This is a genomic window from Pseudomonas sp. TR47, from assembly GCF_044143025.1.
GTDB lineage: Bacteria > Pseudomonadota > Gammaproteobacteria > Pseudomonadales > Pseudomonadaceae > Aquipseudomonas > Aquipseudomonas putida_E.
Window position 1 is genome coordinate 101,273 of record NZ_JBHFCS010000015.1, and the last position, 20,151, is coordinate 121,423.

General features: G+C 60.7%; 16 protein-coding genes. 4 read left to right on the top strand and 12 right to left on the bottom strand.

The features are described from left to right. Positions 1-11: 11 nt before the first annotated feature. From icmH to ACEWE8_RS16810, 11 genes are all read right to left on the bottom strand, one after another. Positions 12-728: a type IVB secretion system protein IcmH/DotU gene (gene icmH, locus ACEWE8_RS16760; RefSeq protein WP_012314362.1), complete on the bottom strand. Its 717-nt coding sequence runs from the start codon at positions 726-728 to the stop codon at positions 12-14. After that, positions 725-2,068: a type VI secretion system baseplate subunit TssK gene (gene tssK, locus ACEWE8_RS16765; RefSeq protein WP_046787634.1), complete on the bottom strand. Its 1,344-nt coding sequence runs from the start codon at positions 2,066-2,068 to the stop codon at positions 725-727. The genes icmH and tssK overlap by 4 nt, the downstream gene beginning before the upstream one ends. Further along, a complete protein-coding gene (tssJ, locus tag ACEWE8_RS16770) occupies positions 2,065-2,787 on the bottom strand; it encodes a type VI secretion system lipoprotein TssJ (protein WP_046787633.1) in 723 nt (240 codons plus the stop codon). The genes tssK and tssJ overlap by 4 nt, the downstream gene beginning before the upstream one ends. 25 nt (positions 2,788-2,812) lie before the next feature. Then, positions 2,813-5,410: a type VI secretion system ATPase TssH gene (gene tssH / locus ACEWE8_RS16775; RefSeq protein ID WP_046787632.1), complete on the bottom strand. Its 2,598-nt coding sequence runs from the start codon at positions 5,408-5,410 to the stop codon at positions 2,813-2,815. Further along, positions 5,407-6,477, bottom strand: coding sequence for a type VI secretion system baseplate subunit TssG (gene tssG, locus ACEWE8_RS16780; protein ID WP_046787631.1), 1,071 nt, complete (start codon positions 6,475-6,477; stop codon positions 5,407-5,409). The genes tssH and tssG overlap by 4 nt, the downstream gene beginning before the upstream one ends. Then, a complete protein-coding gene (tssF, locus tag ACEWE8_RS16785) occupies positions 6,441-8,261 on the bottom strand; it encodes a type VI secretion system baseplate subunit TssF (RefSeq protein ID WP_395589330.1) in 1,821 nt (606 codons plus the stop codon). Before tssF ends, tssG begins: the two co-directional genes overlap by 37 nt. Then, complete coding sequence (gene tssE / locus ACEWE8_RS16790) at positions 8,261-8,743, bottom strand: type VI secretion system baseplate subunit TssE (protein ID WP_012314368.1); 483 nt, start codon at positions 8,741-8,743, stop codon at positions 8,261-8,263. The genes tssF and tssE overlap by 1 nt, the downstream gene beginning before the upstream one ends. A 26-nt stretch (positions 8,744-8,769) precedes the next feature. Then, positions 8,770-10,272: a type VI secretion system contractile sheath large subunit gene (tssC, locus tag ACEWE8_RS16795; RefSeq protein WP_012314369.1), complete on the bottom strand. Its 1,503-nt coding sequence runs from the start codon at positions 10,270-10,272 to the stop codon at positions 8,770-8,772. Positions 10,273-10,286: 14 nt separating this feature from the next. Then, positions 10,287-10,820 (bottom strand): type VI secretion system contractile sheath small subunit, encoded by a 534-nt coding sequence (gene tssB, locus ACEWE8_RS16800; RefSeq protein WP_012314370.1) that lies wholly within the window; start codon positions 10,818-10,820, stop codon positions 10,287-10,289. Between the two features lie 62 nt (positions 10,821-10,882). After that, positions 10,883-11,632 (bottom strand): hypothetical protein, encoded by a 750-nt coding sequence (locus ACEWE8_RS16805; protein WP_012314371.1) that lies wholly within the window; start codon positions 11,630-11,632, stop codon positions 10,883-10,885. A 573-nt stretch (positions 11,633-12,205) separates the two neighbouring features. Beyond that, complete coding sequence (locus tag ACEWE8_RS16810; protein WP_046787629.1) at positions 12,206-12,757, bottom strand: hypothetical protein; 552 nt, start codon at positions 12,755-12,757, stop codon at positions 12,206-12,208. A gap of 130 nt (positions 12,758-12,887) precedes the next feature. On the opposite strand from ACEWE8_RS16810, the gene tri1 reads away from it, so the two are divergent. Then, positions 12,888-14,003 carry an ADP-ribosylarginine hydrolase Tri1 gene (gene tri1, locus ACEWE8_RS16815; protein WP_046787628.1) on the top strand — a complete coding sequence of 372 codons (1,116 nt, stop codon included), beginning with the start codon at positions 12,888-12,890 and terminating at the stop codon, positions 14,001-14,003. A gap of 1,961 nt (positions 14,004-15,964) precedes the next feature. Here the strand turns inward: tri1 and ACEWE8_RS16820 are convergent. Further along, entirely contained in the window at positions 15,965-16,981 is a 1,017-nt protein-coding gene (locus ACEWE8_RS16820) for a hypothetical protein (RefSeq protein WP_012314376.1), read from the bottom strand. Positions 16,982-17,192: 211 nt separating this feature from the next. Here ACEWE8_RS16820 and tssI point away from each other — a divergent pair, with 211 nt between their 5' ends. Genes tssI through ACEWE8_RS16835 form a run of 3 tightly spaced genes read left to right on the top strand, consistent with a single transcriptional unit; the run spans position 17,193 to position 20,145 of the window. Continuing rightward, a complete protein-coding gene (tssI, locus tag ACEWE8_RS16825) occupies positions 17,193-19,046 on the top strand; it encodes a type VI secretion system tip protein TssI/VgrG (RefSeq protein ID WP_046787625.1) in 1,854 nt (617 codons plus the stop codon). A gap of 10 nt (positions 19,047-19,056) precedes the next feature. Beyond that, on the top strand, positions 19,057-19,641 hold the full coding sequence (locus ACEWE8_RS16830) for a DcrB-related protein (protein ID WP_039602379.1): 585 nt from the start codon (positions 19,057-19,059) through the stop codon (positions 19,639-19,641). 36 nt (positions 19,642-19,677) lie between these two features. Then, positions 19,678-20,145, top strand: coding sequence for a DcrB-related protein (locus ACEWE8_RS16835; protein WP_039602378.1), 468 nt, complete (start codon positions 19,678-19,680; stop codon positions 20,143-20,145). The last annotated feature ends 6 nt before the right edge of the window (positions 20,146-20,151 follow it).

Consider the following 20,151-nt stretch of genomic DNA (forward strand, 5'->3'; position numbering starts at 1 on the left):
CTGAGGTGTGCTCAGGCACTGAACAGCTGGCGAATTTGTTCGGAAAGGGCGGCGACATCCTTGTCCAGCAACCAGTCGAGCGTCAGGTACACCGCGACACAGACCAGCGCAATCAACACCAGGTACACCCACAGCGGCACTTCGTGGCGCAGCATCTGCGACACCTGGTCGGGCAGGGCCCAGTCCGGCGAGAGGGTTTTGGGCGGTTTGCGGTAGCGCGCGATGTCCTGGCCCAGGGCGTTGGCCAGGTAGCGCAGCTGGTCTTTCTGGCCGAGGCTGAACTTGCCCTCGAAGCCCAGCGCCAGGCACAGGTGGTAGACCTCCAGCACATCGAGGTTCTGTTTGACGTCGGCGCGCAACGCTTCGACCTTCTCGAAGAAGCCTTCACCGGCCAGGTGCACGCCAAAGTAGCGGAACTGCAGCGGTTGCAGCTCGAAGTGCCCGCGCAGTTCGTTGTCGCCGGAGCGCAGCACGCTTTCGTCGAGGAACGCGCACAGGGCGTATTGGGTGTCCTTGACCTGCTCGACGCTGTAGTTGGCGGCGCGGGCATCGCGCTCCAGGTTGGCGAAGAAGCGGTCGACGCTGGCTTCGAAGGCTTGTACCGACGTGACCTGGCGGCCACGGCGGACAATCAGCGCCATGCTGATGAAGTCCTGTACCAGGCCCTTGAGGGTCGGTTTGTCGCTGGCGGGCGCAACGGCGCCCTGTTGCAATACGGCTTCGGTCATTTGAGCACCGCCATCAGTTCAAGCTTGAGGTTGGTAAAGGCGCTGGGCGCATAGAAGCAGATGGTCTGGGCGTTCATCATTCGCTCGTAGACATGGCCATGCGGCTCGATGGCGAAGTACTGGTTGTCCAGGCGTACCGGAATGGCGTTGGGCAACCGCGCAGCATGATTGAGGGTGACGCCGGGCATGGCGCTGTTGACCACCACTTCGATGTCTTCCGGCGAGCCCACCTTGAACGCCCGTGGCACCAGCTCCAGCAGGCTGGCACCGGGCATGTCGGCGTGTACCGAGATATAGAAGTCGGCCTCGGCCAGGCGCGGGTCGCGCAGTTGCCCCTGCCAGTACGACGGCTTGGTCTGGGTGAGGTTGATGACGATGCACTGGTTGGGCACGACATTGTCGAGCATCACCCGGATCATCTCGTCCAGTTTGACCAATGATGCCGCCGGGTCGTGGTGATCGTATTCGGGGACATCACTAAGCTGGGTATCGAGGGTGAACGTCAACAGCCCGCCGGCAAGGTCGGCCAGGAACAGGTACAGGCGCTCGGGGTGCAGCCGCGGGTGGGCCAGCAGGTGGGCCAGTTGCGGGTGCGCACGGTTGACCGTGTTCAGCAACCAGAACAGTGTGACGTCGCTGGAGCCGAATTCGGCGATCTGGTCGGCGCGCTCACGGCGCCGACCCGACAACGCCTTGCTCTTGGCCTGCAGGGCACCGAGCAGGCGCTTGCCGATGCCGGCGATGGTCTCGTGGCTGCCCAAGTGCAGAGTGGGGTGGACGAAGTGGGGGTCCAGGTTGAAGCCGCCCATGCTGTTGCGGGTGAGTTTGGCCAACGGGCAATGGCTGTATCCATCGAGGCTGTCGCCATCGACCAGCAGCACCACATTCAGGCGCAGGCTGGTGATTTCGTTTTCCAGCTCGCCTTCGTTAAGGTCCGGCAGGGTGTCGAACTGCTTGCGAAAGCGCCGCGCCGCCTTGTGCTCCTGGCCATCTTCGACATAGTTCAGGCCGAAGGGCTCGGGCAGCTTGAGTGCGGCGTAAACCTTCAGGTCGTTGGCCTTGAGCAGGTCCTTGAGGTCGCGCGCGGCCGGCAACGGGTCGTGCTGCGGGGCGTCGTACAGGCTGCCGTCCGGAAACACCAGCTTCAGGCGCTTGAGCTGCAGCGAACCGTTGGCCAGGGCATCTTCGTCCACCTGCAGCGCCTGCACGCCCCAATGGAACGGGGTGCCGCGCAGGGTGGCCTCGGCCAGCTGGTGCTGGTGGAACTCATCCTGGTATTGGAAGTGCTGGGGCAGCAGGAACATGCCTTCCGACCACATCACCCGGCTCTGCTTGCTCATTTGACGCTATCCACTAAAGAGTTGAAGGTTGAATCCATGGCGTTGCTGGCCGATTTACCGGCAGCGTCGGTGGCCTTTTCGATCACGGCATCCTGCACTTTGTCGGTGAGGGCAGGCGGCGCATCGTCGGCCTTTTGCGCAGCAGCCAACTGGTCGGCGGTGGGCGGCTTGTTCAGCACATCGACGCCACGCAGGGCGCTGATTTCGGTATTGTCCACCAGTACCCGCAGGCCATCGGACGAGAACCAGATACCGTCCTTGCGCAGCGACTCAGCATCGAATGCGACCTTCCAGCGGGCATCCTGCTCATTGCGGAAGAACGCTGCCACGCCGACATAGCGGGCGGTCTTGGCCAGCGGCCACTGGTCGGTCTGGCCGATACCCGGCAGCAGGGTGAGCTCGCGGGCTTCGACCAGCGTGTTGCCCAGGGCTTTTTCCGGTGTGTCCCAAAGCGTCTCGGCGTCGGTGGCTGCAAAGCGCTCGAGGTCGGTCAGCTGGTACACGCGCATCACCACCGACAACGGCTTGCCCTCGGCGTCGGGGTTGAGCTGGTTACCGCCGTCGGAGGTCAGGATGACCTTCTCGCTGTCGGCCAGCATGTCGGCCGCCCAGCTGTCTTCCATGCGCTTGCCGATACGGTCGGTGACGCCGCAACCGGCCAGTGCCAGCAGCAGGGCTGCGACGGTCAGGCGCTTCAGGGCGGTGTGTGTGTGGTACATGACGGCTAAACCTCCGGGTACTCGTTCAGGCCAGGCGATAGGCGAAATCGCCATCGCTGCCCAGCTCGATCGTCAAGCGCTCGATCGGCGCGTCCTGGGCCATGCGCTCGAGAACGTGCTGGGCAAGCTCGGGCATCAGGGTGCGTGACAGGATGTTGTCGATGTTGCGTGCGCCGCTGTCGACCTCGGTGCAACGTGCCGCGATGGCCTTGACCATGGCGTCGTCGTAGCTCAGCTCAGCCTGGTGGTTGCGGGCGAAACGTTTGGCGATACGCTCGAGCTTGAGGGCAACGATGCGCTCGAGGATCTGGTCCTGCACCGGGTAGAACGGCACGATGCTCAGGCGGCCGAGGAAGGCCGGTTTGAAGACGTGGTTCAGCTCGTCGCGCAGGCCTTCGACGATGGCCTCGGGGGTGGGCAGCGTCTGGGCATTCAGGCAGGTCTGCATGATGCGCTCGGTGCCGGTGTTGGACGTGAGGATGATCACCGTGTTGCGGAAGTTGATCTCGCGGCCTTCGCCGTCGTCCAGCACGCCTTTGTCGAACACCTGGAAGAACAGCTCGAGCACGTCGGGGTGGGCCTTCTCCACCTCGTCGAGCAGCACCACGCTGTAGGGCTTGCGGCGCACGGCCTCGGTCAGCACGCCGCCTTCGCCGTAACCGACGTAGCCGGGTGGCGAGCCTTTGAGGCTCGACACGGTGTGGGCCTCCTGGTACTCGGACATGTTGATGGTGATCAGGTTGCGCTCACCGCCGTACAGGGTGTCGGCCAACGCCAGCGCGGTTTCGGTCTTGCCGACGCCGCTGGGGCCCAGCAGCAGGAACACGCCGATCGGTTTGTTCGGGTCTTCCATGCGGGCGCGGGAAATCTTGATGCGCTTGCCGATTTCGTGCAACGCGTGGTCCTGGCCCAGCACGCGTTCACCGAGCAGCGCAGGCAGGCGCTGCACGGTGTCGATCTCGTCACGCAGCATCTTGCCCAGCGGGATACCGGTCCAGCCGCTGATCACCTGGGCGATGGCGCCGGCATCGACCAAGGCGTGGACCAAGGGCTGGTCGCCCTGCACATTGCTCAGCTCGGCGCGCAGGGCGTTGAGCTGGGCGGCGTCGGTGTCCTTGGCGCTGTCCAGGGCTTTGAGTTGCTCGACCAGGCCCAGCTCCTGCTGCCACTGGGCGCTCAGGCGCTGTTCGTGCTCCTGCTCGGCCTGCAGGGCGGCCTGCAGCTCGGCCAGGCGCCGGGCATGGTCGTGGCCCTTGCCGGCTTCGTGGTCGAGCACGGCGATTTCGGCCTGCAGGTTGTCGATATGGCGGCGGCAGTCTTCCAGCGCGCCGGGTTGCGACGACTGCGCCAGGGCGATGCGTGCGCAGGCGGTATCGAGCACGCTGACCGCCTTGTCGGGCAGCTGGCGGCCGGTGATGTAGCGGTTGGACAGGCGCACGGCCTGTACCAGTGCTTCGTCCATCACCGCCACCTTGTGGTGCTCGCGCATCTTGCCGAGCAGGCCGCGCAGCATGTGGATGGCCTTGTCTTCGTCAGGCTCCTCGACCTTGACTACCTGGAAGCGACGGGCGAGGGCGGCGTCTTTTTCGAAGTACTTCTTGTATTCGGCCCAGGTGGTGGCAGCGATGGTGCGCAGCTCGCCACGGGCCAGGGCTGGCTTGAGCAGGTTGGCGGCATCGTTCTGCCCGGCCTGACCACCAGAGCCGATCAGGGTGTGGGCTTCGTCGATGAACAGGATGATCGGGTGCAGGCTGCGCTTGACCTCTTCGATCACCGCTTTGAGGCGGTTTTCGAACTCGCCCTTGACCCCGGCACCGGCCTGCAGCAGGCCCAGGTCGAGGGTGTGCACGGCGACGTCCTTGAGTGGGGCCGGCACATCGCCCTGGGCGATGCGCAAGGCCAGGCCTTCGACCACTGCGGTCTTGCCGACGCCGGCTTCGCCGGTGAGGATCGGGTTGTTCTGGCGGCGACGGGTGAGGATGTCGACCATCTGCCGCACTTCGAACTCGCGGCCAAGCACCGGGTCGATCCGGCCGTCCCGGGCGCTTTGGGTGAGGTTGACGGTGTACTGGTCCAGGGCCGGGGTCTTGCCGCCAACCTTGCCGGTGCCTGCCACTGGCGCCGAGGGGCTGGCCAAAGGGCTGGCGAGCCGGGATTCGGCACTGCCTTCGACCAGTGCGCTGAGGTTCAGGCGCAGGTCGTCGGCGTTGATCTTCTCAAGCTCCGGTGCGGAGGCGATGACCACCCGGCGCAGTTCGGCATCGTCGAGCAATGCTTGCAACAGGTGCGCACTGCGCACCTGGCCCACACCATACTCGATCGAGGCCAGTACCCAGGCCTGCTCGATCATGCGGGTGATGTGCGGGGACAGCGCCGGGGTGCGGGTGTTGCCCTTCTTGAAGGTACCCAGGGCGGTCACCAGTTGCGCCTGCAGGCGCTCGGCGACCACGTCGTAGTGGCGCAGGATCAGCGGCAGGTCACTGTCGCTGTTGTCCAGCAACTGCAGCAGCAGGTGTTCCACCTCGACGTCGTAGTGGTGCTCCGACAGGCACAGGGCCGCCGCGCTTTCAGTGGCCGTGCGGCTGGTTTCGTTAAGCTTGGCGAACAGAGACTTCAGGTTCACAAGGCGACCCCATCGTAAGGAATGTGGAAGACGGCGCAACGCGAAGGCTCCGCGTCACGGCCAGGGCGTTTGAGCCAGCCCAGCCAGCCCAGCGCGACATTGCCGCTGCGGCCCAGTTGGGCACGGGGCACGGCCTCGCGTTTGAGCAGCGGGGCGATTTCGAAATCGAGCTCGGCGCCTACATAGAAGCGCACCAGCTCGACCAGCTTGCGGTAGTCGTCGGTGCCAGGCTGGAACCGCCGGTAATCGGCCAACGCCAAGGGGCCGAGCTCGATACGGATGCACGACTGGTAGTCCCACACGCGGTTGCCGGCCACGGCGCTGAGGCCGAGCTGGGCGTTCTTGCGGCCAAGCTGGGTGCACTGTTCGGGCTGCAGGTTCAACCAACGGCCGGCGAACTGCCTGACCTTGATCGGCAGGGCGAAATAGAAGCCGAGCATCCGCTCCAGGTTCAGCGCGTTGCGTGGCTTCTGGCTGAGCAGCCCGGCAAAGTAGCTGAACAGCTCGCGGCGCAGCACCGGTTGCTGGCGTTCGAACTTCAGCTGCTGGGCGCGCGGGCCCAGGCCGACCAGGTTGAGCAGGTAGCCATCGAAGCCCGAGGTGCCGTTGCGCTCGTGCTCGATATGGAACTTGTACTTTTGCCAGGCTTCGTAGAACAGCGTGGTCATGCGGTGCGAGAAGATGTCGAGAAACGCATGGGCGGCATCGTCGCGGTACTGCACGTGGCGCTCGAGCAGCAGCTCGGTGTACGGGCGAGGCAATACGCCCGACGGGCCCACCAGGCCCATGAAAGTGACCTGGACTTCCGACAGCGGCAGGCCTGCCGTCGACACCTTGCCCTCACGCTCGAACTGCAGGTCGCTGACCTCGCTGGCCGGAAACGCCAGCGACAGCTGAGTGCGAAAACGCAGCGGGTCTTCGTGCGGCCGGGTTGCCAGGTCCATGCGCCCGGTGCGGCTGTAGTGCAGGCGAAGCAGGCGCACCAATTGAAAGAATTCGAATCGGTGCGGCTCGGCTCTGGCTTGATCGATCAGACCAGGGGCTGATCGCCAGTACGTGCTGGCCATTGGACGACTCTCTTTTCTCGTTGTTGGGTACGCAGGGTCAGTTGGGTGAAGCTGTTCATCGAGCAGTACTGGCCAAAGAAGTGGTCCAGCACCATGGCGAACAGGAACACGCCGCTACCGGTGAACTGACTTTCGTCGAAGGTCAGGGTGATGCCCACGCCGCGCACGAAATTCGGCCGCGGATGGCCGATGCGCGCTACCACCGGCTCGCTGTTGATTGCCTTGATGCCGTTGATCTGTTTGCGGATGGCCGAGACGTTGCGGTAGTTGTAAAGCGACAGCAGCTCGAGCAGCACTTCGCGGCCCTGGCTCACCAGCGACAGGTGGTTGAGCGACAGGTGCGCGATCAGCCGCCAGATCAGGCCTTTGCCCAGCGGGACGCGCACCGTGGCGGTGGGCTTGCGCAGGCAGCGGATGTCTTTGATCACCGAGTTGGCCGGGATGTTGAAATCACCGCGCTCGCCACCGAACGGCAGCAGCAGGGGTACATCACGGTTGCTGCAGGTCAGGCTGATGCTCAGGGTGTCGCTGGTGCCGTCGATCAACTCCAGGTCGCGGTCGACCACGCGGATGCTCATCGCCGTGGCATCGCCCTGGTTGCGCCGGCGGGCAATCCAGAAGCTGTTGTGCGGGTCTTGCTCGCCACGCGGCTCGAAGAACGGCTGGCAGGTGCCGACGTGGTCGATGCCACCGAGCTTGCGTACGCGCCGCACCCGGTCGATCGACACCACTTCCGCTGCGTTGTGCAGGCGAATGTCCGGGGTGACCGGGTATTCGTGCTGGGTGTGGGTGAGCTTGATCGGCTCGGCCTGCTGGCGGAACAGGTTGATGATCGGCGTGCAGTTGAGCTTGAAATTGTTGCGCCCGATGTTCTGGGCCAGCCGCGCCAGGCGCTCGCTGAGGTCGTAATCGTTGAAGTAGAAGTTGATCTCGACTTGCTCGATGGCCTTGCCCTGCAGGATGCGGGCAAAACCTGAGAGGTCGAAGAACATGAATTTGTCGGGGAACGTGAAGTACTCGTGCAGCAGGCGGTAACCGAGGAACGAGCGCTCGGAATAATCCACCAGGCCTTCGTCGCGGGCATAACCCACCGCTTTCAGGGCGTCGGCGGGCAGTGCGACTTCACGGCTGCGGCCTTCGTCCTGGAAGCTGAGTGTGGCCTTGGCGAGGTTGTTGAACAGCAGCTCGTAGAGCTGGTGCATCAGCGTTGCTTCGCCGTCGAGGAAGAAGCGCAGGCGGTCAAGCTCCATCTGGCCGAACAAGGCGTCGCCGGTGGCTTGCAGGCGGATGCGCAAGCGCGCCACCAGATCGGCGCTGTGGCCGTTGAAGGCCGAGCGTTCCATCTCGGTGAACGAGGCCTGCTGCACGGCAACCGGCCACAGCTCCACCGGGTAGCAGGTGCGGAACTTGCACACTACGCCTTCAACGGCATTGGCGTGCATCTCGGTGTGCCGCGCCACGCGGTAGGCTTCGGTGACCTTCTCCTGCTTGCCAAGGCTGAGCTCGGCGATCGACATCGACGGGGTAGGGCGCAGGTAGTGCGGGTACAGCACCTCAAGGAACGATTCGACAATCTCCGGGAACTCGTCATCGAGCTTTTTGTGCACCCGCGCCGAGAGGAACGAGAACGCCTCGATCAGGCGCTCGGTATGCGGGTCCTCACAGTTGTCGCCCTCGATCAGTAGCCGCGAGGCGATCTTCGGGTACTGCGCAGCAAACTCCTGGCCGAGGAAGCGCAGGTGCGACAGTTCCTTTTCGTAGTAGGGCAGCAGTTCGTCGAGCATCAGTTGAGGTTCTGCACTTTGTATTCCTGGGTGTTGACCTGCAGCACGGCGTCAAACGACACCTGGCGGCTGATGTCCTGCAGACGCAACACGGCGTCCACGCGGAAGGTCAACATGCGATGGCCGTTCTGCTGGGCCAGCAGCTGTACGCGCACCCGGCGAAAACGCCGGTCGCCGGTACTGATCGCGCGCTCCAGCTGTTGCTGGATCAGCCGCCGGTCGTGCGGGTCGAGCACGCTGCGGCTGATGAAGTCGGGCATGCCGTATTCAAGGATGGAGCCACCGAGCTGGCTGAAACCTTCGATCTGCTCGGCGACAAGGGACTGGCGGGTATTCACCAGCACCTCCAGGTCGCGCACGATGCTGGCCTTGTATTCGGCCAGCGAGCAGGTGCGCTGCACAGCCGGCTCGGCCGACTGAAACGGACGGTCGTCCAGCAGCCGGTCGAGCAGCGAGGGCAGCAGGCGGGCCTGATTACTCATGTGTCATCCTTGAACACGCAGGCCGGTCAGCCGCGAGCGCCTTGCGGCAGCTCTGCGACCAGGCGCAGCGAAGCGGTCAGTTCGTCGAGCTGGTAGTGCGGGCGCAGGTAGGTCACGGCCTTGTAAACACCTGGCTTGCCTGGCACCTCGAACACTTCGGCACGGGCTTCGCGCAGCGGGAACTTGGCTTTGGCTTCCTGGCTGGCGGTGTCGTCAAGCAGTACATAGCTGGCCAGCCACTGGTTGAGGAAACGCTCGACGTCCATGCGCGAGGCGAAGCTGCCAATCTTGTCGCGCATGATCGCCTTCATGTAGTGGGCAATGCGCGAGGTGGCGAAGATGTACTGCAGCTGCGCCGACAGGCGTGCGTTGGCATTGGCGATGTCGGTGTTGTACTGCTTCTGCTTCTGCGCCGACTGGGTGCCGAAGAACGCGGCGTAGTCCGTACCTTTGCAGTGCACCAGCGGGATGAAGCCAAGGTCCGACAGCTCTTTTTCACGGCGGTCGGTGATGGCGATCTCAGTTGGGCATTTGAGGGCAATTTCGCCGTCATCGGTCTTGAAGGTGTGGGTTGGCAAGCCTTCTACCAGGCCGCCACCTTCGACACCGCGGATGGCCACGCACCAGCCGTAACGCGAGAAGGCATCGGTGACGCGGGTGCCCAAGGCGTAGGCGGCGTTCATCCACAGGTACTTGTTGTGGTCACGGCCGTCGACGCTTTCGACGAAGTTGAATTCTTCCACCGGGGTGGTATCAGGGCCATATGGCAGGCGGCCGAGCACGTGCGGCAGGGTCAGGCCGACATAGCGCGAGTCCTCCGAGGCGCGGAACGACTTCCACTTGGCGTATTCGACCGTGTCGAAGATTTTCGCCAGGTCACGCGGGCCGGACATGTCGGTGAACGAGTCCCAGCCAAACAGCTCGGGCGATGCGGCCGAAATGAATGGCGCATGGGCCGCGGCGGCAACGTGCGAGATCTCTTCGAGCAGGTACATGTCTTCGGGGTTGCGGTTGAATTCGTAGTCACCGATCAGCATGCCGAACGGGGCGCCACCGAAGGTGCCGTACTCTTCTTCGTATACCTTCTTGAACAGCGCGCTCTGGTCGAATTCGCTGGCGGCCTTGAGGTCGCGCACCAGGTCCTTCTTCGAGGCGTTGAGCAGGTGGATCTTCAGCGTGGTGCTGGTTTCGGTCTGGTCGACCTGGTACTTCAGGCCGCGCCAGGAGGCTTCCAGCTGCTGGAATTCGCGGGCGTGCATGATCTCGTTCATCTGCTCGGAGAGCATCGAGTCGATCTCGGCGATGCGCGCGTCGAGCACGGCGATCAGGTCCTTGCTCGGGGTCATCTCGCCCTCGAGCACCTGATTGACCAGCTCACCGATCAGGTCACGGGTGCGGTTGCGCTCGGTGTCGGAGCGGGCCACACGGCTTTGCGAAATGATGCTGTCGAGCAGCGAGGCCTGCGGGGCGAAGGTTTCCACCTCGACCAGGTCGGTGTCCTGTTGTGGCAGTGTTTGCTTGTCGGTCATCGTCTGGCTCCTGCTTACTCTTTGCCATCGGCGGCGGGTACGGCGGCTTCGCGACCGAATTCCTTGCCCAGGGTTTTCAGCTTCTCGGTGTTCTGCAGCACGTCCATCAGCAGCTCTTCGAGCTTGTCGTTGCCGCCCATCTTGTTACGCAGGTCGGCCAGCTTGTTGCGCACTTCCAAGAGCTTGCGCAGCGGCTCGACTTGCTTCACCACGTTCTGTGGCTCGAAGTCTTCCATGCTGTTGAAGTTCAGCTCCACGCCCAGCTGGGTGCCGTTTTTGGCCAGGGTGTTGTCGACGCGGTAGGTCAGGCGCGGCTTGATGCCTTTGAGCACGCCGTTGAAATTGTCGCGGTCGATGAAGACGAACTTGCGGTCCTTGAGCTTGGGCAAGGGCTCCAGCGGGTTGCCGGAAAAATCGCCCAGCACGCCAACGACAAAGGGCAGCTCCTTTTTCTCGATCGCATCACCGATGTCCACGTCGTAAGTGATGTGAACCCGCGGCGCGCGAACGCGGTCGAGTTTGTGCTGGGTACTTTCCTTCTTCGCCATCGTGTTCTCCAGTGCGAGCAATTCGCTGCGAATCATGGCGCGGCCCGGCGGGGGCCTGCGCGTTACAGTCCTTCGATCGTCAGCAGCAGGCGCTGACGGATTTCGTCGTTCATTTCCAGAATGTTGTCGCGGCCCACCAGCTCTTCGAAACTGGTGTTGCCGGCAATTTGCGTGCTGCTACGGATGACCGAATCGTCGGGAAGTTCCGAACGCACCGGCGAGCTGATGACGCAGAAGGGCAGGTCACCCATGCCCTTGAGGCGTTCGAAGCTCAAGCCAAAGCGCAGGCCTTCGAACAGGCGGCCAAGGCCAGGTGACTTGCTCAGGCAGTAGAACAGCACCAGGTAGTGCACCACGAAGCGGTACAGCTCGGCGCTGCTGCGGTTGGGGTCGTGGATGACATTGCGAAAGCGCGCCAGCTCGAAGCCCTGAAAGCCCACGACCCAGCGCACGGGGCTGGTGATGCGGATGACCTGGCCGCTGGGGACCAGGGCCTTGTCGTATTCCAGGGGGAACAGTTCGGGGGTGGTGCTGATGAGGTTGAGCGGCACTTCCAGCTCGCTGACCAGCTGGAAGGGCGCGGCCGAGCCGATACGCTCGTAGAGTTCGATAAGCGACTGGAAGTGGCCCTGGGTTTCGCGCCCGCTGCTGCGTTGCGCCCCCTGCAGGTATTCACCGAACAGCGTTTGCGGACGGATCAGCGGCGCCGCGGTGGCGAGGTAATCGGCCGCCTGCGCCTTGAGCGCATCGGAGATTGCCCGCGTTTGGCTACGCAGCTTGATCAGTGCTTCGACATCAAACGTCTGTGTCATCGGTACATCGTCCATGAGCCTTTTTGAATCGTCCTGATACGCCGCTGGCGTGGACTGGAAACTCGGTACTGGCACATGAATATCGTGTTGCCAGTAATGCCGTGTAGGGCACCCCGCGTTGGAAGAAGTTCCTGCGGCGGCCGCGATTTTTTCGTTGTTTGTGACGCGGCGCAATGATGTCGCATTGATATCGAGCAGTGGTTTTGGGTGCGTAAAATCAGGGCTTGGGCCCGTGGGGAAGGGGTTTGAGGCGTGGGAAAACAGCTGAAAAAGAGATTGGAAAATATTTTTCAAAAGGTGAAGCAGGTCGCATTTCTGGTTGGGTCGGGCGGTAATGCAGGGGCTTTACGGCGGGCCTTTCAATGATGGCAATGCGACGGAATACGCCGCATGTAGCGGCGGATGGAGTGGGTTCAAGATCCAGGAGCCGGCATTATTTGAGCTGCGTGTTTGACAGGGGGATTGGCACGGGCTGCGCCCGTGATCGCCGGCAAGCCGGCTTGCCGGCGATCACCGGCAAAGCCGGTGCCATCCCCCCTCGATCGTGTCGTTCGGCGGCAGGTTGGGGCGTTGCTACCTACCGTCCACCTGGACGCAAATAGTCTTGTTCCCGACAACTTTGCATGGCCAATGGTCGTTGATGTAGGAATCGGGCGTAAAGCATATGCGCTCATCGTTCACCCAGAACATCTGCCATGCGGAGCCTGAAATACGGAGCTTTGGGCAAGACCAGTAGCCCTTCGCAGAGAGTGTGGCCGTGGTCGCAATGATCATGGCCGGGGCAGCGCAGCACATTATCGCGAACATCAACTGCAACGACCGGATTTCGAACGTGTGAAGCCTGGACTTTTTGGGCGGGTCGAATTTCTGGCCGGTCCATGCCGCGAAGGCGCAGACAACGAGCGAGTAGGGCGTCCCCGGAATCGCCGCGAGTACGAAAAAACTCATGAGCGGCGTTTCCACAACGGGTGCATTTCTGTAGAGGCGGCCATACAGCGGCAGCAGTTCGGCCCACAGTACGTAGAACGCAAGTGCGCACACCGCTAGCATGCACAGCGCAAAGCCGATGGCCACGCAGCGAAAGAGCAGCGGGGATCTGACATGGAGTTCGGGATGAGATTTCATGATGACGTCAGCGTTCCTTGCTGTGCTTGATCGTTGATTATGCCAGATCCTGTCTGGAGCTGTTGTCAGGGGCTGACCAGGTCAGCAAAATGGGCCGATGGATGAGAGCAAGCCTTTGCAAGGAGCCAGCATGATCGACCTGAGAAGTCCGGACGCAGTCCTGAGCGAATACGCCCAGCGCTACATCGACCTGGTCCCCGACGTATCCCCCCAGTTACAGCAGCGCATGGAGTACATATACGATCCAGACGCGCCCATATTGCCACGCATCAAGCCAGCCTGGCTTAGCGACAGGCCTTGCACGCTTTCACGCGAACAAGCACTCGACCGCGCACAGGGCGCACTGCTGGGCCTGGCAATCGGTGATGCGGTGGGGACCACACTGGAGTTTCAGCGCCGCGGTCAGGGCCAGGTTACAGACATGGTCGGTGGTGGCCCATTCCGGCTGGCGCCCGGCGAGTGGACCGACGATACCAGCATGGCGCTGTGCCTGGCCGATACTTACGAGGCCAAGGGCAGGTTCGATTTCGCGACTTTTGCAGACGCACTGGTGCGTTGGTACCGCCAGGGCGAGAACAGCGTCAATGGGCGCTGTTTCGACATCGGCAGTGTCACTCGGCGCGCGCTCGAAGGGTGGGAAACTGAGGGGCTTGCTTGGCAAGGGAATGCCGAGCCCTCGGCTGCTGGCAACGGTTCGTTGATCAGGCTTGCGCCCACTGCCATTTTTCGGCGCCACTCGCTCTCGGCGACTTGGGGAGAAAGTGCCACGCAGAGCACGGTCACGCACAGCGCGCCCGAAGTGCTGCAGTGCTGTAGCCTGTTCGGCGCACAGTTGCATCTGGCACTCAATGGCGCCGACAAACACGAGGCGTTGGCAGCCAAAGTGCGCCCGCTGAAGTCTCGGCCGCGGATCATCAATGCCGGCGAATACAAGCTCAAGTCACGAGAGCAGATTCGCTCTTCCGGCTATGTGGTCGACACCCTAGAAGCAGCGCTCTGGGCGGTTTGGCACACCGACAATTTCAAGGATGCGATTCTGCTCGCGGCCAACCTTGCCGACGATGCCGACAGCGTGGCCGCCACGGCGGGGCAGTTGGCAGGTGCCTTGTATGGGGTGTCGGGAATGCCGCCCGAGTGGGTAGCCAAGGTGGCCTGGTCGCAGCGTATATGTCACTTGGCAAGGCACTTGTTTGAGCATTCGCCGGCAACTGACGAACTCGATGAGCTGGTGTATGACGACAACTGATGCTCAAGCCTTCCTATGGTGAACGGCTGGCGGCACGGGATCTCGCGCCACCACGTTGAGGTACGAATCACTACCAGGTTTGCTGCTTTGGACAAGGGGCCTTCGGGGTGCTGCTCAACTTCCGGATAGGAGTGTGATTTGCAACCCCACTGTTGATGATCAGGCAAAATACTTTAGAAATAGTCTTATGTTTACCACGGATAGATTTTTTGCAAAAATTTGGTCGGTCTGGATGCTGATCGTGATAGTCGCCGTGCTTATGATCGGTGTGACTCCAAATTTTTTGCTATACCGGCCCTCGGTGTGGTGATAGCGATGACATTGTCGTGCATGAACTGTGCTTATCGCAGTGAACGCTTTGTAAGTTTTGCGAATTTGCGCATGTTCTTCAATTTATCATTCTCACCGCTGTTCGCATCGCTCCTCACACTAGCGGCCACGTATTCCACCCGCGAGGAGTTCGTCCGAGTTGGTGGGAACTTGTGTTAGAAACCCCCATGAATTGCAGCATGCTACTTTTGCCAGGCCGGTAATATGCCAATCCGTACGCCACCAACGCCAGCGCGGTGGTAGCCAAGCCAAGAGCAAGTGCGGGCCCTGCATCCAGGCAATCGTGCCCGAGGGGCCTCAGGCTTTCGCTACTCGTCCATGTTTATGCAAAGTTTTTTGCCGTCTATATTTTTGCAGGGCCATCGATTTTCGGTATAGCTGTCCGGTTTAAAACAAAAGCCGGGATGGTTTACCCAGTACGTCTGCCATGCCGATCCCGATTTTCAGAGTTGCGGGCAGGTTGTATTGTCTAATGCGTTGAGTGCAATTGTCGTGCTGATAGCAGTGAGTGGTGCAAGGCCTATGAGTGAATAGACTGAGGCCTTCATCAGGCCTGTCTGAAGTTTCGCAAGCGCGGATTTTTCCGGTGGATCATATCGTTTGCCTGTCCATATGGCGAATGCGCTGGCTACTGTACAGGCAAGCATAACGGGTGGTGCCATGATGAGGCCGAAAGCCATGTACGGGACCTCGATGGCCGATGCGCGACGCCACATTTGTCCATATATTGGCAGGACATGTGTAATCAACCAGTACGTAGCGAACACCCCTACTGTCGCACAGAGCAAAAGTGTCAAGGCAGCGAGTAGTCTGAACTTAATAGAGGCAAATGTCGGGTTGTTAGAATTCATTTCCAATGCTCAGAGCTTGGGGGGGATCATGGTCAGATCAGAGAGAGTCAGCGCTTGGCCATTGCGCCTGAAGCTAGGCGAGTGGGTCGACTATACGAGTACGGCGCTTTGCTTGGTAGCGACCTGCGATGACGAGTACCGGCCCGATTATGCGGTGCGCGAACTGTTCTTGCGCAGAGCATTAGCCCTCCGGAGCTTCGTAGCCCATCCCCAGAATTAGTTACCGACCCTCAAATTGTACGCATACATTTTTATCCCCGATACGCTTGCATGGTTGGTTGTCGTCAGTGTAGGAGTCAGGTTTGAAGCAGTACCGCGCATCGTTCACCCAATACACTTTCCACGCCGACCCGGAGATCAGCAATTTTTGACATGGCGTGTATCCTTTCGCCCATAAACCTAGCGTTACAAGTATCGCCAATGCCGGGGCTATACAAATCATTGACCATAGTGTCAATTTATAAGATTGATACTGGAATCGGTAAAGGCGAGAGTTGATGGGCGGGTCAAATTTTTTGGCGCGCCAGCATGCGTAAGCGGAGGTTATGATAAGTATGGGGCTAACGGTGCACATGGCAATGAGCATAAACCCCAAATAAGGCGTGACTACAATGGGTGTATCTGTAAACAGACTGCCGAATAACGGCAGTATGTCGCTTGCAAGCCAGCGGGCCGAAAGGAAGCCTAAAGCGGCAGTCAATAGGCAGGTAATAAAAGCCACGAGGCGGAAAATATAGGGTGAGCGCTCGTGAAATTCATAGGGGCGATGTGTGGTCATTGTTAGAACTTTGGTAGATTGAAAGTCGGGAGGGAGGGCATGGACGGTAACTCAGGCAAAGACGGCCACCCCGGTAAATTGAGGTCTCCAGGCTGCAATTTTCGAAGTGCCCAGCGCTTGGCCTCGCTATATAGGTTCTCCGCAATCTCACCGACAATGTTGGTGACGGTTTCCTCTGCGTATTTTTGCATGTCCTCAACGCTGATGCGGCTGGCCTGCTGCTGTAAATATTGAATATTATCCACGGCGTAGCGGAGGCCGGCTTTAACAGAATTTTTTATCCCGTATTCGGTGTCGAGTACGTTAAGCCCCCAGCCCACCGCGAACACCACAGCCGCACCCGCGATCACCGGTGCGGCGGCGAAAGTGGCCATTGTGCCAAGGGCCAGTCCAACGGCATATCCCACTGCTGTTGCGATCCCTGCTTTGACCAACTCCACCCCGATACCACCAAACAAGTCACTCATCACGTGCTCGTCGCCAAACACCCACTCCGCCACTTCGATACCGACGGCAACATAGCAGGAGAGCCTGAGCGCCTTGAGGGAGGAACCGCGAACACCGTATTTGCCGATGCCCATGCTGATCAGTTTCGCGTTCTGAATACCATAGCGCGGCGCGTTGAGCGTTTTGCGCAATCCAGGGTAACCCGTGATGATCACGTACTGCTTACCCTTGTACACGGTGTGGCGAACCTTGGTGAGTAAGCCACCCATGTCTCTAACGAAAGAAGCCGCATTGCGTGCATCCCAGGCGGCCATGGCTGCGGGAACGCCCCATGTGGTATTGACAAACGTGTGAGGCAGCCCGTTGTAGGCTGACTTGACGCTTTGCCCGATGCCGCTCAGCAGGTCGCCCTGTGTGCGAGTGCATACCTGCGGAGGCTGTGTCACGGCGTGTGCTTGTTGTGTGGAGCGGGCCTGAGCCTGGAAAGCTTCTATCGGCATCATCACCACTTCCATGTGGTTAGAATCCATCTCCCGGTCAAGTTGGCTGAGTTGGCTTTCACTCACGCTCATCGCGGTTCTCCCTGAAAAATTCGCTATGTGCTGCCTCATGGCTAAGCGCAGGGAGCCTACACCCCAGACGTGAGCGAGAGCAAACTGATGGTCATGATCTCATGTGGTTTCAGCTTTGGCGAAAGGGAGGTGGCTTAATGGCATCATTTGACAGCACCAGCGAACCACGTTTTCATTGGTAGATTTCCAGCTTGATGCAGGATGCATTGAAATGATTACGGACGCCCTCGAGTCGATGCTCACGCAGAATAAACGCCTGTTCACTTTCGACTCACCTTTGCCTCCCGAACAAGAGCTTCAACTGCTTAGCTTCAGCGGCCGCGAGGCGATTTCGGAACTGTTCAGCTTCCAGGCAGAACTCATCTCCCAGGATGCTCGGATCGAGCTCAAGAAACTCATTGGCAAGAAGGTAACTGTAGGCATCGCGCTGGCCGATGGGAGCACCAGATACCTCAGTGCGCATGTTTCTGACTTCGTGCATACCGGTGCCGATGGGGGCGTTGCTAACTACAGCGCAGAGCTCGTGCCGTGGATCTGGATTCTCAGCCGTCGCCGTGATTCGCGCATCTTCCAAGACAAGACCACCGAGCAGATCGTCAAGGAAGTCTTCGATTACTACCTGACCTTGGCCGACCACGAATTCCGCCTGAGCCAACCGCTCAAACCGATCAGCTACTGTACGCAGTATCAGGAATCTGACCTGAATTTCGTGCTGCGTATGCTTGAGCAGGAAGGGCTGTTCTTTACCTTCGAGCATTCTAAGGAAGGTCATCGCATGATTATCAGCGATGACAGCAGCATCCTTCCGCAGCTGGAGCGCCAGCCGCTGGTCCGTTACCACAGTGCTTCGGTTACCGAAACTGCAGATTCGATCACCGCCTGGTCTTCGGCGCGGCGGATGCAGCCAACGCGCTTGGCTCTAAAGTCGTTCGACTACAAGCAGCCTGCCAACCCGCATTTGGTACAGCTCAATTCCGTCAACCAGCAGGGCGAGGTCGGCCAGTACGAAGTCTTCGAATACGAAGGCCTTTACGGTTACGCCGATTCAGACGAGGGCCTGCGCAAGGCTCGGCGTCGGCTGGAGGCAATAGAGGTGGACGGCAAGACATTCCATGGCAAGAGCAATTGCCGCGCCATGGAGCCGGGTCGTTACTTCGAGCTTAGCCAGCATTACGATCACGACAACGACACTCCGGACGATCGCCAGTTTCTTCTGCTGTCCGTCACTCACTGGGGGCGTAACAATTACGCCAATGACGGTGAAGCAGGGTATGGGAACAGCTTTACCTGTATCCGTCGCAAAATTCCGTTCCGCCCCTCATTGAGCACGCCTAGGGCAGGCATCTCCGGGCCCCAAACAGCCATTGTCGTCGGCCCGCCCGGCGAAGAGATCTATACCGACGAACTGGGGCGTGTGAAGCTGCAGTTCCACTGGGACCGCAACGGCGAGTTCAACGACCAGAGTTCCTGCTGGGTACGCGTCGCCCAGTCCGGTGCCAGCGGCGGCTTCGGCAGCATTTTGATCCCCCGCGTCGGCGACGAAGTGGTGGTGGTGTTCCTCGACGGCAACCCCGACCGCCCGCTGATCATGGGCAGCCTGTACAACAGCAGCAACACCCCGCCCTGGTCGTTGCCGGCGAACAAGACCCAGAGTGGTTTCCTGACTCGTTCGATGAAGGGCGACGGCGGTACCGCGAACTTCTTCCGCTTCGAAGACAAGGCCGGCGCCGAGCAGATCATCATGCACGCCGAGCGCAACATGGACACCGAGATCGAACTGGATGAGACCCATGATGTGGGGAACAACCGGACGATCACGGTGGGGGGCGCGCACACTGAGACCATCAAGGACAACACGGTGGTCAACGTCAAGGAAGGGTCATACACCCTGCAGGTAGATAACCAGTTCATTCAGGTGGGCGCCAAGCAGCACATCATCCTCCAGGTAGGGGAAAGCAGCATCAAGTTGACGCCGGAAGGCATAGAAATCAAAGGCAAGGTCATTACCACGACCAGTACCGATACCACGCAGATCACCGGCGCGGCAGTGCGGATCAACGACTGAGGGCAGGCCGATGTACAAACCCTCCATCTACGACCGCATTTCTGCCAAGCGTGAAGCGCAGCAAGAGGCCGCGCGCCTCGCCGAGCTGGCCGAGCTTGCGGCCAACCCTGAGCCAGTGCCAGAGCCCGAACCGGTGCCTGTCGCCTTGCAGGACGTTACCAGCAGCTTCACCTTCGGTGGCTTCAATCTGGCGTTCCCGACGGCTTATCGATTCCGTGATATCCAGACCACCCTCGAGCATGAAGGTGAACCGGTCACGCTCAACATTCGCCGCCGTGATGTGCGGGCCAGGCAAACCTTGGAGCAACTGTTCGACGCCGCGATCCAGGCCTTGCGCGAAATGAACCCGCAGTTGCGGGTGATTCGCCAGCAAGATTGCCGCGTCGCGGGTAACCCGGCCAAGGCCGTGGACTTTCATTTCAACGCTGGGCACGAAACCCGGCACGGTCGCCTGGTGGGGGCGCTGGTACCTGTTACCGGCAGCGACAATCTGCAATGGCTGGACATTTCTTGCGTGATCGACCCGACCAAGCCTGGCCTGAGCCTGTGGCTCGCCGACTTTGACCGCATGCTCGATGGCCTGGCACTGCGCTGACCCATCCCCAATTTTGCTATCAGGAATTTTTATCGCATGGACTATGAGTTGCAAGAAGGCGGGATCTCGCTGCCGGACGGGTTTGATGACCGCACTGTAAACATGTTCGTTCTCGGTGCCAGTGTGCCAGCGCCCTTGAGCATCACCATTTCGCGCGACACGCTGTTGCCCGACGAAGCACTGCAGGCTTACGTCGATCGACAGATCAAGATGCTCACGTCCAAGCTGCGCGGATACACGCGCATGGGCAACAAAGCCGTTGCGCTGTCGACCACCGCACCTATCCCAGGCATCCAGATCGACGCTTACTACATGAACCAGGGCCGCCCGCTGTATCAGCGCCAGGCAGCCTTCCTGATCAGCCCCGGGCGTGCGCTGATCTTCTCGACCACCGCACAGGCAGATTTCAGCCCTCAGCAGAACGAGGACTGGGCAAACCTGCTGGCCAGCTTCACCCCGCGCAACCCCGTCGTGACCAGCGCCGAGCCCGGCGAGCAGGAGTAACCCCTC

Excerpts from the sequence above, each read along its gene's own strand:
- ACEWE8_RS16835 (WP_039602378.1), top strand. The coding sequence starts at position 19,678 with ATGGACTATGAGTTGCAAGAAGGCGGGATCTCGCTGCCGGACGGGTTT.
- ACEWE8_RS16805 (WP_012314371.1), bottom strand. The coding sequence starts at position 11,632 with ATGACACAGACGTTTGATGTCGAAGCACTGATCAAGCTGCGTAGCCAA.
- tri1 (WP_046787628.1), top strand. The coding sequence starts at position 12,888 with ATGATCGACCTGAGAAGTCCGGACGCAGTCCTGAGCGAATACGCCCAG.
- tssG (WP_046787631.1), bottom strand. The coding sequence starts at position 6,477 with ATGGCCAGCACGTACTGGCGATCAGCCCCTGGTCTGATCGATCAAGCC.
- icmH (WP_012314362.1), bottom strand. The coding sequence starts at position 728 with ATGACCGAAGCCGTATTGCAACAGGGCGCCGTTGCGCCCGCCAGCGAC.
- tssI (WP_046787625.1), top strand. The coding sequence starts at position 17,193 with ATGATTACGGACGCCCTCGAGTCGATGCTCACGCAGAATAAACGCCTG.
- tssE (WP_012314368.1), bottom strand. The coding sequence starts at position 8,743 with ATGAGTAATCAGGCCCGCCTGCTGCCCTCGCTGCTCGACCGGCTGCTG.
- tssJ (WP_046787633.1), bottom strand. The coding sequence starts at position 2,787 with ATGTACCACACACACACCGCCCTGAAGCGCCTGACCGTCGCAGCCCTG.
- tssC (WP_012314369.1), bottom strand. The coding sequence starts at position 10,272 with ATGACCGACAAGCAAACACTGCCACAACAGGACACCGACCTGGTCGAG.
- ACEWE8_RS16810 (WP_046787629.1), bottom strand. The coding sequence starts at position 12,757 with ATGAAATCTCATCCCGAACTCCATGTCAGATCCCCGCTGCTCTTTCGC.
- ACEWE8_RS16820 (WP_012314376.1), bottom strand. The coding sequence starts at position 16,981 with ATGAGCGTGAGTGAAAGCCAACTCAGCCAACTTGACCGGGAGATGGAT.
- tssK (WP_046787634.1), bottom strand. The coding sequence starts at position 2,068 with ATGAGCAAGCAGAGCCGGGTGATGTGGTCGGAAGGCATGTTCCTGCTG.
- tssF (WP_395589330.1), bottom strand. The coding sequence starts at position 8,261 with ATGCTCGACGAACTGCTGCCCTACTACGAAAAGGAACTGTCGCACCTG.
- ACEWE8_RS16830 (WP_039602379.1), top strand. The coding sequence starts at position 19,057 with ATGTACAAACCCTCCATCTACGACCGCATTTCTGCCAAGCGTGAAGCG.
- tssB (WP_012314370.1), bottom strand. The coding sequence starts at position 10,820 with ATGGCGAAGAAGGAAAGTACCCAGCACAAACTCGACCGCGTTCGCGCG.